This window comes from Aminobacter sp. UC22_36 (assembly GCF_044056035.1).
Taxonomy (GTDB): domain Bacteria; phylum Pseudomonadota; class Alphaproteobacteria; order Rhizobiales; family Rhizobiaceae; genus Aminobacter.
This window is the reverse complement of sequence record NZ_CP171996.1, coordinates 468,377-481,726: the sequence shown is the minus strand read 5'-3', so window position 1 is coordinate 481,726 and position 13,350 is coordinate 468,377. Positions and strand designations below refer to the sequence as shown.

General features: G+C 63.2%; 15 protein-coding genes. 6 read left to right on the top strand and 9 right to left on the bottom strand.

The window, feature by feature from the left end; genetic code table 11:
* Positions 1 to 62: 62 nt before the first annotated feature.
* Genes sucD through mdh form a run of 4 tightly spaced genes read right to left on the bottom strand, consistent with a single transcriptional unit; the run spans position 63 to position 3,730 of the window.
* On the bottom strand, positions 63 to 959 hold the full coding sequence (gene sucD, locus ACHMW7_RS05310) for a succinate--CoA ligase subunit alpha (protein WP_395449299.1): 897 nt from the start codon (positions 957 to 959) through the stop codon (positions 63 to 65).
* Between the two features lie 57 nt (positions 960 to 1,016).
* The gene (locus ACHMW7_RS05305; protein WP_395449298.1) at positions 1,017 to 1,529 is read right to left on the bottom strand and encodes a hypothetical protein; all 513 of its coding nucleotides are present in this window, start codon (positions 1,527 to 1,529) and stop codon (positions 1,017 to 1,019) included.
* Positions 1,530 to 1,555: 26 nt separating this feature from the next.
* Entirely contained in the window at positions 1,556 to 2,749 is a 1,194-nt protein-coding gene (sucC, locus tag ACHMW7_RS05300; protein ID WP_395449297.1) for an ADP-forming succinate--CoA ligase subunit beta, read from the bottom strand.
* Positions 2,750 to 2,761: 12 nt separating this feature from the next.
* The gene (mdh, locus tag ACHMW7_RS05295; RefSeq protein ID WP_395449296.1) at positions 2,762 to 3,730 is read right to left on the bottom strand and encodes a malate dehydrogenase; all 969 of its coding nucleotides are present in this window, start codon (positions 3,728 to 3,730) and stop codon (positions 2,762 to 2,764) included.
* 217 nt (positions 3,731 to 3,947) lie between these two features.
* On the opposite strand from mdh, the gene ACHMW7_RS05290 reads away from it, so the two are divergent.
* Positions 3,948 to 4,403: a GNAT family N-acetyltransferase gene (locus tag ACHMW7_RS05290; protein ID WP_395449295.1), complete on the top strand. Its 456-nt coding sequence runs from the start codon at positions 3,948 to 3,950 to the stop codon at positions 4,401 to 4,403.
* A 121-nt stretch (positions 4,404 to 4,524) separates the two neighbouring features.
* Here ACHMW7_RS05290 and ACHMW7_RS05285 read toward each other — a convergent pair whose 3' ends face one another.
* Together ACHMW7_RS05285 and acnA are read right to left on the bottom strand one after the other, a co-directional pair.
* The gene (locus ACHMW7_RS05285; protein ID WP_395449294.1) at positions 4,525 to 5,202 is read right to left on the bottom strand and encodes an outer membrane protein; all 678 of its coding nucleotides are present in this window, start codon (positions 5,200 to 5,202) and stop codon (positions 4,525 to 4,527) included.
* A gap of 381 nt (positions 5,203 to 5,583) precedes the next feature.
* Positions 5,584 to 8,274 carry an aconitate hydratase AcnA gene (gene acnA, locus ACHMW7_RS05280; protein ID WP_395449293.1) on the bottom strand — a complete coding sequence of 897 codons (2,691 nt, stop codon included), beginning with the start codon at positions 8,272 to 8,274 and terminating at the stop codon, positions 5,584 to 5,586.
* A gap of 285 nt (positions 8,275 to 8,559) precedes the next feature.
* Here acnA and ccmA point away from each other — a divergent pair, with 285 nt between their 5' ends.
* The 5 genes from ccmA (at position 8,560) to ACHMW7_RS05255 (ending at position 11,734) form a co-directional block, all read left to right on the top strand.
* Complete coding sequence (ccmA, locus tag ACHMW7_RS05275; RefSeq protein ID WP_395449292.1) at positions 8,560 to 9,171, top strand: heme ABC exporter ATP-binding protein CcmA; 612 nt, start codon at positions 8,560 to 8,562, stop codon at positions 9,169 to 9,171.
* Between the two features lie 30 nt (positions 9,172 to 9,201).
* Positions 9,202 to 9,867, top strand: a complete 666-nt coding sequence (gene ccmB, locus ACHMW7_RS05270; RefSeq protein ID WP_395449291.1) for a heme exporter protein CcmB — start codon at positions 9,202 to 9,204, stop codon at positions 9,865 to 9,867.
* Between the two features lie 120 nt (positions 9,868 to 9,987).
* The gene (ccmD, locus tag ACHMW7_RS05265; protein ID WP_395449290.1) at positions 9,988 to 10,152 is read left to right on the top strand and encodes a heme exporter protein CcmD; all 165 of its coding nucleotides are present in this window, start codon (positions 9,988 to 9,990) and stop codon (positions 10,150 to 10,152) included.
* Positions 10,149 to 10,724 carry a DsbE family thiol:disulfide interchange protein gene (locus ACHMW7_RS05260; protein ID WP_395449289.1) on the top strand — a complete coding sequence of 192 codons (576 nt, stop codon included), beginning with the start codon at positions 10,149 to 10,151 and terminating at the stop codon, positions 10,722 to 10,724. The genes ccmD and ACHMW7_RS05260 overlap by 4 nt, the downstream gene beginning before the upstream one ends.
* A 119-nt stretch (positions 10,725 to 10,843) precedes the next feature.
* Complete coding sequence (locus tag ACHMW7_RS05255) at positions 10,844 to 11,734, top strand: bile acid:sodium symporter family protein (protein ID WP_395449288.1); 891 nt, start codon at positions 10,844 to 10,846, stop codon at positions 11,732 to 11,734.
* 127 nt (positions 11,735 to 11,861) lie between these two features.
* Here ACHMW7_RS05255 and ACHMW7_RS05250 read toward each other — a convergent pair whose 3' ends face one another.
* The 3 genes from ACHMW7_RS05250 to ACHMW7_RS05240 all read right to left on the bottom strand — a co-directional run bounded on the left by ACHMW7_RS05250 (position 11,862) and on the right by ACHMW7_RS05240 (position 13,349).
* A complete protein-coding gene (locus tag ACHMW7_RS05250) occupies positions 11,862 to 12,029 on the bottom strand; it encodes a hypothetical protein (protein WP_395449287.1) in 168 nt (55 codons plus the stop codon).
* 132 nt (positions 12,030 to 12,161) lie between these two features.
* On the bottom strand, positions 12,162 to 12,695 hold the full coding sequence (locus tag ACHMW7_RS05245) for an NADPH-dependent FMN reductase (protein ID WP_395449286.1): 534 nt from the start codon (positions 12,693 to 12,695) through the stop codon (positions 12,162 to 12,164).
* Between the two features lie 39 nt (positions 12,696 to 12,734).
* Complete coding sequence (locus tag ACHMW7_RS05240) at positions 12,735 to 13,349, bottom strand: pyridoxamine 5'-phosphate oxidase family protein (RefSeq protein WP_395449285.1); 615 nt, start codon at positions 13,347 to 13,349, stop codon at positions 12,735 to 12,737.
* Between the last annotated feature and the right edge of the window lies 1 nt (position 13,350).

Here is a 13,350-nt window from a genome sequence, read left to right as displayed (position 1 = left end):
AGTAGGGCAATGATCCGGAATTCCCTGCTGCCTTACTGCCCTACTCCCCTATTCACCTGGCCTTAGCCCTTGATCGCCTCGACCAGCGTGGTGCCGAGACGTGCCGGCGACGGCGACACGCGGATGCCCGCTGCCTCCATGGCCGCGATCTTGTCTTCCGCGCCGCCCTTGCCGCCCGAGATCACGGCACCCGCATGGCCCATGGTGCGGCCTTCCGGTGCGGTGCGTCCGGCGATGAAGCCGGCCATCGGCTTCTTGCGGCCGCGCTTGGCTTCGTCGATGAGGAACTGCGCTGCGTCCTCTTCGGCCGAGCCGCCGATTTCGCCGATCATGATGATCGACTTGGTCTCGTCGTCGGCCAGGAACATCTCGAGCATGTCGATGAATTCCGTGCCCTTGACCGGGTCGCCGCCGATGCCGACAGCCGTCGACTGGCCGAGACCGGCGTTCGTCGTCTGGAACACCGCTTCATAGGTAAGCGTGCCGGAGCGCGAAACAACGCCGACCGAACCCTTGCGGAAGATGTTGCCCGGCATGATGCCGATCTTGCACTGGTCGGGCGTGACGATACCCGGGCAGTTCGGGCCGATCAGGCGCGAGGCCGAGCGGTCGAGACGCGCCTTGACCTTGATCATGTCGGAAACCGGGATGCCTTCGGTGATGCAGACGATCAGCGGGATCTCGGCGTCGATCGCCTCGATGATCGCAGCAGCAGCGCCTGCCGGTGGCACGTAGACCACGGAGGCGTTGGCGCCGGTCTTTTCCTTACCTTCGGCAACCGTCGAGAAGATCGGCAGCGGCACCGAGCCGTCCCACTTCTCGCCGCCCTTCTTGGGGTGGATGCCGCCGACCATCTTGGTGCCGTGATAGGCCAGCGCCTGCTCGGTGTGGAACGAACCGGTATTGCCGGTCAGGCCCTGCACCAGGATCTTGGTGTTCTTGTCGATGAGAATGGACATCTAAAGTCCTTTTTCCGAGTAAGTTTTAATTTGTTCGATCAGGCTGGCTCAAAATCGTCAGCTAACCGGTTTCCTGCTGGGTACGTAATTGAACTTGCGAAAGAACGGCGTTGACGATGCCCCTTCTGGTCTTTCGTCGCCAAGGAACTGAATCAGCTCGCAAGAGCCAAAAAACTCAGACGCCTCAGCACATTCGCGGCTGACGAAAGTCCGGACTACCAAGCCCTCGGAGGGCCGCCCCACGGCCTTTTCCTTGGGAACCTCAACCAGTCCCTTTGACAAGGCAACGTCAGCAATCGCCCCTTCAGCGACGGTTTCGCCAGCGACTGCGCACCGGTCATGCATGTTGCCATCGCCTGTAGGCGTGAGCATGACCATTGGCCATCCCTTCGATCCTGCAAGTCGGCCATAGCTGCCATCGAATTCGAAGCCGTGCCCCTGCGCTCGTTCCTTCGCAACGACCAGATCACCCTCAGTCGCGAGGCATATTTCGCGAAAGAGGGCTGCCGCGTCTGTTGCCTCGCCCGCAAACGAAGGCGACGCCAACCCGAAGGCTGACAGCACCGACATTTGCGCGGCTCGAAGCATGCTCGTTGTTACCCCTTCACCGCAGCGACGATCTTCTTCGCCGCGTCGTCGAGGTCGTCGGCGGAAACGACGTTCAGCCCGCTCTCGTTGATGATCTTCTTGCCGAGTTCCGCATTGGTGCCTTCGAGGCGAACCACCAGCGGAACCTTGAGCCCGACTTCCTTGACGGCCGCGATCACGCCTTCGGCGATGATGTCGCACTTCATGATGCCGCCGAAGATGTTGATCAGGATGCCCTTCACGGCCGGATCGGCGGTGATGATCTTGAACGCCGCCGTCACCTTCTCCTTGGAAGCGCCGCCGCCGACGTCGAGGAAGTTGGCGGGCTCGGCACCGTAGAGCTTGATGATGTCCATCGTCGCCATGGCGAGACCGGCACCATTGACCATGCAGCCGATGTTGCCGTCCAGCGCCACATAAGCGAGGTCATACTTCGACGCCTCGATTTCCTTGGCGTCTTCTTCGGTGGTGTCGCGCAGCTCGAGCACGTCGGCGTGGCGGAACAGCGCGTTGTTGTCGAACGACACCTTGGCGTCGAGCACGCGCAGGCGGCCGTCCTTCATGACGATCAGCGGGTTGACCTCGAGCAGGCTCATGTCCTTGTCGACAAACGCCTTGTAGAGGATCGGAAACAGGCTCTCGCCGTCTTTGGCCGCATCGCCCGAAAGCTTCAGCGCGCCGTTCAGCGCCTTGAGGTCGTCAGCGGTGACGCCCTTTTCCGGGTCGATCGCAACGGTGATGATCTTTTCCGGCGTGTCGTGGGCAACCGCCTCGATGTCCATGCCGCCTTCGGTCGAAACCACGAAGGCAACGCGGCCGACGGAGCGGTCGACAAGGATCGACAGGTACAGCTCGCGGTCGATGTCGGCGCCGTCTTCGATGTAGAGGCGGTTGACCTGCTTGCCGGCCGGGCCGGTCTGCTTGGTCACCAGCGTGTTGCCGAGCATTTCCTTGGCGAAGGCGACAACCTCGTCGACCGACTTGGCGAGGCGCACGCCGCCCTTGGCGTCGGCGGGCAGCTCCTTAAACTTGCCCTTGCCGCGGCCGCCGGCGTGGATCTGGCTCTTCACGACGTAGAGCGGACCCGGCAGCGCCTTGGCCGCCGCTTCCGCTTCCTCGATCTTGAACACCGGCACGCCGTCAGCGACGGGAGCACCGAAACCCTTGAGCAATTGCTTGCCCTGATATTCGTGGATGTTCATGCGCGTTGTCCCTTACTTCTTGGCGAGGTTCGGCGCGATCGCGACGCAGGCCTCACACAGGCCCTTCACCGCGTCGACCGACTTTTCGAACATCTTCTGCTCGGCCTTGTTGAAGTCGAGCTCGATGATGCGCTCGACGCCGCCGGCGCCGATCACCACGGGCACGCCGACATACATGTCCTTGACGCCATACTGGCCCGACAGGTGCGTCGCGCAAGGCAGCACGCGCTTCTTGTCCTTGAGATAGGCCTCGGCCATCTGGATCGCCGACGAGGCCGGCGCATAGTAGGCCGAGCCGGTCTTGAGCAGGCCGACGATCTCGCCGCCACCCTTGCGGGTGCGCTCGACGATGGCGTCGAGCTTGTCCTGGCTGGTCCAGCCCATCTTGATCAGGTCCGGCAGCGGAATGCCGGCAACCGTCGAATAGCGCACCATCGGCACCATGTCGTCGCCGTGGCCGCCCAGCGTCATGGCGCTGACGTCCTCGACCGAAACTTTGAACTCTTCCGACAGGAAGTAGCGGAAGCGCGCCGAGTCGAGCACGCCGGCCATGCCGACGACGTGGCTCTTGGGCAGGCCCGAGAACTTCTGCAGCGCCCACACCATGGCGTCGAGCGGGTTGGTGATGCAGATGACGAAGGCCTTGGGGGCATACTTCTTGATGCCGGCGCCGACCTGTTCCATGACCTTGAGGTTGATGCCGAGCAGATCGTCGCGGCTCATGCCGGGCTTGCGCGGCACGCCGGCGGTGACGATGCAGACGTCGGCACCTTCGATGCCGGCATAGTCGTTGACGCCGGTGAAGCGCGAGTCGAAGCCGTCGACCGGCGAGGACTGGGCAATATCGAGGCCTTTACCCTGCGGGGTGCCTTCGGCAATATCGAACAGGACCACGTCGCCGAGGTCCTTGAGGCCGATCATATGGGCGAGCGTACCGCCAATCATGCCGGAGCCGATGAGGGCTATCTTGTTGCGTGCCATGAAGGAATTTCCCTTTGCCTTTAACGACGCCGTGGCGGCGGGGTGGAGTAGGTTTGGGCCAGAGAGGCCGCGGAAATGCAGCCAGAAATAGCGGCTCGCAATAGCTCCGTGGCCAAAAAAATTCAACCGATTATTTCAACCTCAACTTTTTCAATCGGTTAGAAACAACGGGATTTACGTAAACGTCAAAGTTTTGTGACGACTTTACGAAGAAAAGATGAAGACCACGATGCCGTCCATCGAGATCCGCCGGCTCCAGCCGGGCGATGAACACCTGCTCGACAGTGTCGCCGCCGACGTCTTCGACGAGCCGGTCGATGCCGCCCGCCTGAAGGCCTGCCTCGCCTCATCAGGCCACCTGCTCTTCGTCGCCCTCGATGATGGCCAGGTTGTGGCGCAGGCTGCCGGCATGGTTCACCGTCATCCAGACAAGCCGTCGGAACTCTATGTCGACGAGGTGGGTGTTTCGCCGGCCTGGCAGCGCCGTGGCATCGCCAATCTTCTGATGGACGCGTTGTTTGCCGCCGGCCGCGAACTGGGCTGCGCCGAGGCCTGGCTCGGCACCGAACCCGACAACGTTCCGGCCCGCGCGCTCTATGAACGGCGCAAGGAATCGGCCGAACCGGCGGAGACCTTCGTCATGTATCTCTACGATCTGAGCGACGGCGCTTGAGATCGTGCCTCGCCGGATCATGTGCTTGGCGTGTCCACGGCACGGTACTGCCTCTCAAGCATCCCTGATCAAGCAAAAACCCCGGCACGAGGCCGGGGTTTGGTCGGCGGAGGTACCTTGCTCAGAACTTGTAGGCGACGCCGAGACGAACGTCGTGCGTCGTAAGCTCCGCCGTCGCAAACGACGACAGGTCGAAGTCGCCGAAATCGGTGTATCGGTACTCCACGCGGCCGATGAGATTATCGGTGAATGCGTATTCGACACCGGCGCCGAGCGTCCATCCGACCATCGTGTCGCCAACGATAGGGCTGATCCGGACACCATCGTCGATGGCGTGGACGTTGACGTCGGCGAACGCAACGCCGCCGGCAACGTAAGGCAGCAGGCGGTCCATTGCGTAACCCAGCTTCAGGCGCGCCGCACCCGACCAGTTGAGCTCATAGACGTCGCCAATGACGGGTGGCGGCAAGGGCGTGCCTGATCCGTCGTACGCCTGCCCGAAACCATCGGCATTGCTCCAGGCAAGGTCGGCTTCGATACCGATCACGACCTGGTTCGCCAGCTGATGGTGGTAGCCGGCATAAACGCCGCCAAGCCAACCCTCGATATCGGGCTTGGAATTCCAGCCGGTTTCAGCCGTCGTCCGCCCATTGCCCCAGAGATGACCGGCCTGCACACCGACATAACCGCCGCTCCAGACGAAGCCGGCAGCCGGCTGCGCCGACGTAGCATCCGCAGCCAGTGCCGCACCACTGGATATGGCAACCAGCCACGCTGCGCCAAACGTCATCAACCTCATTGAACCTGCTCCTTCGTCAATCTCGACCCGCGACAACGGGGTCCGTCAGGTGGGCAGATGTCCCGGCAGCGACGGGCCGGGCAATACGGCAGATGGCGTATTTCGGCGTGTTGGCGGTTCGCATTCAGTGCCTTGGCTGGTCGCAACTGCTCCCGCGTCGGTCGCCTAAGACTCTGCAGCGGTTGGCTTCGATCAGCCGGTGCGGCCGAACGCTCGCCTTGAACGGGCAGGCAGGAGCGTGGAGATGTCCAAGTGAGTGATTTTTCTCGGCGGTTTGCCTTTCACCGTTGCGATCCTTCACCCCCTTCTGATCCGCCCCCAAAACAAAGCCGCCGGAGCTTTCGCCCCGGCGGTTTGTTTCACATGAATCGCGCGTCGAACTTACGCGGCGAGGTCGCGCAGCACGTACTGCAGGATGCCGCCGTTCTTGTAGTAGTCGAGCTCATCAAGCGTATCGATGCGGCACAGGATCGGAACGTCCTTCACCGAACCATCGGCGAAGGTGATCTTGGCGATCATCTTCTGGCGCGGCTTGATCGTCTCAAGGCCGTCGATCGTCACCTGCTCGTCGCCCTTGAGGCCAAGCGTCTTCCAGGTCGTGCCTTCCTCAAAGGTGAAGGGGATCACGCCCATACCGACCAGGTTCGAGCGGTGAATGCGCTCGAACGACTGGGCGATGACCGCGCGCACGCCCAGCAGGTTGGTGCCCTTGGCAGCCCAGTCGCGCGACGAGCCGTTGCCGTACTCGACGCCTGCGAAGATCACCAGCGGCACGCCTTCCGCGCGGTACTGCATCGCGGCATCGTAGATCGGCATCTCTTCCTTCGACGGGAAGTGGAAGGTGTAGCCACCCTCGCGGCCGTTTTCGCCGAGCATGTGGTTGCGGATGCGGATGTTGGCGAAGGTGCCACGCATCATTACCTCGTGGTTGCCACGACGCGTACCGTACTGGTTGAAGTCGGCAACGCCGACACCGTTGTCGGTCAGGTACTTGCCGGCGGGCGAAGCCGCCTTGATCGAACCGGCCGGCGAGATGTGGTCGGTGGTGATCTTGTCGCCAAACAGGCCGAGCACGCGTGCGCCCTCGATCTTGCCGATCTTGGCCGGCTTCGCACCCATGCCGACGAAGTAAGGCGGGTTCTGCACATAGGTCGACTTGTCGTCCCATGCGTAGGTCTGGCCTTCCGGCGCCTGGACGTTCTGCCAGTTCTCGTCGCCCTTGAAGACGTCGGCATATTTGCGGGCGAACAGCTCGCGGGTGACGTTTTCGGCGATGAACTGGTCGATCTCGACATTGGTCGGCCAGATATCCCTCAGGAACACCGGGTTGCCGTCGCGATCCTCACCCAGCGGCTCTGATGTCAGGTCCTTGGTCACCGAACCGGCGAGCGCGTAGGCAACGACCAGTGGCGGCGAAGCCAGGTAGTTGGCCTGCACGTCGGGCGACACGCGGCCTTCGAAGTTGCGGTTGCCCGAAAGCACGGCCGCACCGATCAGGCCCTTGTCGTTGATGGTCTTGGAGATTGGCGCCGGCAGCGGGCCGGAATTGCCGATGCAGGTCGTGCAGCCGAAGCCGACGAGGTTGAAGCCGATCTGGTCGAGCTCTTTCTGCAGGCCGGCCTTTTCGAGATACTCGGCAACCACCTGCGAACCAGGCGCCAGCGAGGTCTTGACCCACGGCTTCTGCTTCAGGCCGATGCGGTTGGCGTTGCGGGCCAGCAGGCCGGCACCGATCAGCACGCTCGGGTTCGAGGTGTTGGTGCAGGAGGTAATCGCGGCAATCACCACGTCGCCATGGCCGAGGTCGAAGTTCTCGCCTTCGACGGCGTAGCGCTTCGACTGGTCGACGGTCTTCTTGTACTCGGCTTCGAGCGCGGTCGCGAAGCCCGAGGCAATGCCTTCGAGCGGAATGCGGCCTTCGGGACGCTTCGGGCCGGCCATCGACGGCACGACTGTTTCGAGGTCGAGGTCGAGCAGGTCGGTGAAGACAGGATCGGCCGACGAGGTGTCGCGCCACATGCCCTGCGCCTTGGAATATTCCTCGACCAGCGCGATGCGGTTTTCGGCGCGCCCCGACATGTTGAGGTAGCGGATGGTCTCGACATCGACCGGAAAGAAGCCGCAGGTCGCGCCATATTCCGGCGCCATGTTGCCGATGGTGGCGCGGTCGGCCAGCGTCATGTTGGACAGGCCAGGGCCGAAGAACTCGACGAACTTGCCGACGACGCCCTTCTTGCGCAGCATCTGGGTGACGGTGAGCACGAGGTCGGTTGCGGTGACGCCTTCCCTGAGCTTGCCGGTCAGGCGGAAGCCGATGACCTCGGGCAGCAGCATGGAAACAGGCTGGCCGAGCATCGCGGCTTCCGCCTCGATGCCGCCGACGCCCCAGCCGAGCACGCCCAGACCGTTGACCATAGTGGTGTGCGAGTCGGTGCCGACACAGGTGTCGGGATAAGCGGTCGTCACGCCGTCCTCGGTGTTCGTCCAGACGGTCTGGGCGAGGTATTCGAGGTTGACCTGGTGGCAGATGCCGGTGCCGGGCGGCACGACGCGGAAGTTGCGGAACGCCTGCTGGCCCCACTTCAGGAACTTGTAACGCTCTTCGTTGCGCTCATATTCGAGTTCGACGTTGCGGGCGAAGGCCAGCGGCGTGCCGAATTCGTCGACGATGACCGAGTGGTCGATGACCAGGTCGACAGGCACCAGCGGGTTGATCTTCTGCGGGTCGCCGCCGAGCGAGGCGAGGCCGTCACGCATCGCGGCGAGATCGACGACGGCGGGAACGCCGGTGAAGTCCTGCATCAGCACGCGGGCCGGGCGGTAGGCGATCTCGACGCCAGCGGTGCCCTTGTCGGTCAGCCAGCCGGCGACGGCCTGGATGGCCTCCTTGGTGACGGTGCGACCGTCTTCGTTGCGCAGCAGGTTTTCGAGCAGCACCTTCATCGAATAGGGCAGCTGCGAAATGCCGGTCAGGCCGTTCTTCTCGGCCTCGATGAGGCTGTAATAGACATAGTCGGTACCAGCCGCGGTAAGGGTGCGGCGGCAATTGAAACTGTCGAGTGATTTGGACACGTGCGATCCATCCTTGTCTGTTCAGCCTGAAAGGGAACGGACTCCGATGGGCATGCAATCACGCGCAAAGGTGCGGGTACGGCCATTTCCGCTGTCCGGTCCCAAGCAACCCGAGCCGTTCAAGGCGGCGCGTGCGCTGGTTCGGCGCAAATTCTGTTTCCATGCCGACCGCTGGCATGGTCGAGTGGCATATAGAGAATTTATTGGAATAGTTCTAGACCGAGATTCGCCTATTTTGCTGCGGCGCGAAGCGGCGGGGACAAGACTTTCGGCGATGGGGAACGAATGCGGCTGATCGCCGAAAATCTGAGCGGAGAACGCGGCGGCGAGGCGGTTTTCACCAACGTCGGTTTTTCGCTCGAGGACGGCGCAGCACTCGTCGTCACCGGCCCCAACGGTTCGGGCAAGTCGACACTGCTGCGCGTGATCGCCGGGCTGTTGCCGCACGCATCGGGACGAATCACCGTCGAGGGCGGCGGCGAGGAATTTCCCACGGTTGCTTCGGCCTGCCATTATCTCGGCCATCAGAACGCGATGAAGGCAGCCCTCACCGTACGGGAGAACCTCGCCTTCTGGCGCGACTTCTCTGGCGACGGCAAGCTCGACATCGCAGATGCGCTCGAAGAGGTCGGGCTTGGCGGCCTCGGCCACCTGCCCTTCGGCTATCTCTCGACCGGCCAGAAGCGCCGCGCTGCGATCGCCAAGCTACTCGTCAGCCACCGCCCGGTCTGGCTGCTCGATGAACCGACATCAGGCCTCGACAAGGCCTCGGACGCGCGCTTCGCCGAGCTGATGAAGGCTCATTGCGTATCAGGCGGCATCATCATCGCCGCGACCCATTTGCCGCTGGGATTGGCAGACGCCAAGACGTTGGAGATGGGGCGGGCGCATGTTTGAAAGCTCCGCGCATCTCTATGGAGGGCACCCATGCTAGCCCTCTACCTCCGCGACCTGCGCATGGGCGTGCGTGCCGGCGGCGGGGCGCTGACGGGCGTGCTGTTCTTCTTGGCCGTCATCGTCACCATCCCCTTTGGCGTCGGCCCCGATCTCAACCTGCTTGCCCGCATCGGTCCGGCGATCCTGTGGATCGGCGCGCTGCTCGCCAGCCTGCTCGGCCTCGACCGGCTGTTCCAGGCAGACCGCGAGGACGGTTCGCTCGACCTTCTGGTGCTCAACGCCGACCGGCACATGCTGGCGCTGACCGTTTTCGTCAAATGCCTGGCACACTGGACCGCGAGCGTTTTGCCGCTGGTCATCGCTGCCCCGCTGCTCGGCCTGTTCATGAACATGGAGCTTGTCGGCATCGGTGCCGCAGCGCTCACCTTGCTCGTCGGCACGCCGGCCATTGTCTTCATCGGTGCGACAGGTGCCGCCGTCACCGTCGCCCTGCCCCGCGGCGGCCTGCTGATTTCGGTGCTGGTGCTGCCGCTGGTCATCCCGGTGCTGATCTTCGGCGTCACCGCGGCCTATGGTGCCGTCAACGATCCCGACCCGTTTACCCCGCCGTTCCTGATCCTGTGCGCGCTGACCATGTTCCTGGCCGTCATCGGACCGCTGGCGGCGGCGGTCGCCCTGCGCTCGGGCACCGACTGATCACGTTTCCTTCAACCGCCACGGTGCGGCGCGGCGTCCGATTGCGCAGCCGCCCACCCACCGTTAAGTGAAGGGAATGCTCGGAAACAGCGACATGACCAAGTCTTGCCAGGGTGCCCGATGAGTGCGCACGCCCTCTATGTCACCGCCGCCTATGGCGTTTCTGCGCTTACGATCGCTGGGCTGATCATCTGGATTCTCGCCGACCAGCGCGCGCGCAAGCGCGAGATGGCCGAACTCGAAGCCGCCGGCCATCGCCGCCGCTCGGACAAGGCAAAGGCATGAGCGTCGACAGCCAGAAGCCGGCACGGCCGCGCAGACTCTTCGTGCTGCTGCCGTTGCTGCTGTTCCTGGCGCTCGCCGGCCTGTTCCTGACGCAATTGCTGTCCGGCCGCGACCTGACCGCCGTGCCCTCGGCACTGATCGGCCAGACAGCGCCGAAGACCGAACTGCCCGCCCTTGAAGGACTTTCACTGCCTGGCCTCAACTCCACCGACTTCGCCGGCAAGGTGACGCTGGTCAACGTCTGGGCGTCGTGGTGCGCGCCGTGCCGCGAGGAGCATCCGGTGCTGCTGGAGCTGTCGAAGGACCAGCGCTTCGCCATCGCCGGGCTGAACTACAAGGATAAGCCGGAGAACGCCCGTCGCTTCCTTGGCGATCTCGGCAATCCGTTCAAGGCCGTCGGCGTCGACCAGAATGGCCGCACGGCAATCGACTGGGGCGTCTATGGCGTGCCGGAAACCTTCCTTGTCGGCAAGGACGGCAAGGTTGCCTTCAAGCATGTCGGGCCACTGTCGACCGAGGCCGTCGTCAGTACACTGATGCCCGAGATCGAAAAGGCACTGGCGGCACAATAGCCCCAGAGCCGGCTATTCGCGACACGTGCGAATCGTCTGGAATTCCACTACGTTTTCATACAGTCGCTGGGGAGAGGCGTGCCGTGACGGCGCGGCGAGCGGCTACAGGGGAGGCGTAGATGCAAGACAGTTCCGCGCTCATCATTTTTCTGCCGCTGGCGCTCGGCGTCATCATGCTCGGCCTCGGCCTGTCGCTGACGGTCCAGGATTTCCGAAACGTCCTGCAAAAACCAAAGGCGGTGCTCGTCGCATTGGTCTGCCAGACCGTCATCCTGCCGCTGGCGTGTTTCGGCGTCGTCTATGTCTTCGGCCTCGAGCCGGCACTGGCCGTCGGCATGATGCTGCTTGCGGCAAGCCCGGGCGGCACATCGGCCAATCTCTACAGCCACCTGGCCGATGGTGACGTGGCGCTGAACATCACGCTGACGGCGATCAATTCGGCGCTGTCGATCCTCACGCTGCCGCTGATCGTCAACTGGTCACTGGCGCATTTCCTGTCGGGCGACCAGGCGATTCCGCTGCAGTTCGCCAAGGTGCTGCAGGTGTTTGTCATCGTGCTCGGCCCGGTGCTGATCGGCATGTGGCTGCGCAGCCGCTTCCCGGCCTTTGCCGAGCGCATGGCCCGGCCGGTGAAGATCTTCTCGATGCTGTTTCTGTTTGCGGTGGTTGCCGTGGCGCTGATCCAGGAATGGGAAACGCTCAAGGTCTGGGGGCCGATCGTTGGCCTCGCCGCGCTCGCCTTCAACCTGATCAGCCTCGGAGTCGGCTATTTCGTGCCGCGCGCGGCCGGCGTCGAAAGGCGCCAGGCAACAGCGATCGGCATGGAGATCGGCATCCACAACGGCACGCTGGCGATCGCCATCGCGCTGAGCCCGCTGCTGCTGAACAATGCGACCATGGCGGTTCCGGCAGCGATCTACGGGCTGATCGCCTTCATCACGGCGGCGATCTTCGGTTACTGGCTGAAACGGTCCCATGCCCGCGTGACGGCAGCGACGCCGGCGCATTGAGCCGAAGCCAGCTACAACTTCAGCGACACCGCCAACAGAAAAGGCGCTTGGGCATCCCTTAGGGTGCCCAAGCGCCTTGTCGCAACGGCCGGTCAGATATCGGCCGGCCTGATCTAACGGTTAGGCCTTAGCCGTAAACGTGCTTGTAGGCCTGGTACAGCATCTCGCTGCGGTCGGCGCGCATGTCGGCCAGGTCACGACCGGAGAAGCCGTCGATCTCGGCCACGAGGCGCTTGTACTGCTTGCGCTTGGAAGCGCTTTCGCGGGCACGGCTCAGAAGGTTGTCAAAAAACATGGCAGGTTCCTTTCATCGCGCCGCAAGATGCGGCGAAAACTGACCTCCCTGATCAATCCGATGATGACATAGGAACTATTGCGCCGCAAAATAAGATGCTGCAACGCAGCAATGCGCGGGACGCATGGCGGGTTAACGCGCGCGAACAAAGCTGGAAAACGCCGACAGCGTGTCCCGCATCGATGCGATGTTGACGACGTCCGCGAGGACCTCGTCCATCTCGTGCTGCCTTTTGCCCAGCAGCGTGATGGTCAGCTCTGGTCCGTCGAAAAGGTCGAAGGACATTGTCTTCATGATCTCGGCAAGGGCGGCGCGGGCAAATTGTGATCGCGGCGAGGCGTGAACCTGCATGGCAGGCTTGCCGACGGCGGCATCGCGTGAAACCAGCCAATCCAGCGCATTCTTCAGCCCGCCCGGCACCCCATGGGCGTATTCAGGACAAGACACGATCACACCGTCGGCTCGCGTAACGGCATCGATGAACGTTGTCGCCTCGCCTGGCGTGCGCCCGCCCTCGTCATCGGGGTTGAAAATCGGCAGGCGGCCAAGACCGTCATAGACGCTGACACGGCAACCCGATGGCGCATTGCGCGCCAAGGCAGCAACAAGCGCCCGGTTGGTGGAGGCAGCGCGCAGGCTGCCGGAAATGGCGAGAATGTCGATCAAAGCAAGGTGGCCGCGTCGGACGAATCGTATCCAGCGACGCTACCACATGCTCTTGCGATAGGACTCGTCCAGCGAGCGGTCGAGCGTTTCGGCATTGTCGGCAATTGCCAGCTGGTCACGCAGGATCTGTCCGAGCGTCGGCAGGCTGGCGCGGTCGGGCCAGGTCGCGGGTGCCCAAAGTTCGGAGCGCATGAACGCCTTGGCGCAGTGCATGTAGACGGCCTTAATGGCGACAATCATGACGGTGACAGGCGGCCTGCCTTCGGCGGCAAGCTGTTCGCGCAAGGCCGGATCGGCGGTAAGGCGCGCTTCGCCATTGATGCGCAGCGTCTCGTTCATGCCCGGGACAAGGAACAGCAGGCCGACAGCCGGGTTGACCAGAACGTTTTCAAGCGTGTCGAGCCGGTTGTTGCCGGGCCGGTCGGGAATGGCGATAGTGCTATCGTCGAGGATCGCGACAAAGCCCGGCTTGTCGCCTTTGGGCGTGACATCGGCGTTGCCCCTGTCGTCGGACGAGCCGACCAGCACGAACGGGCTGCGCGCCAGGAAACTCTTGGCGTGATGGTCGAGGTGGCGAAGTTCCTTCCTCACCGCACCGTCGCCGGGCATCCGATAATGCTGACGCAAGGCCTCGCTGTCGGCGATGAATTCCATG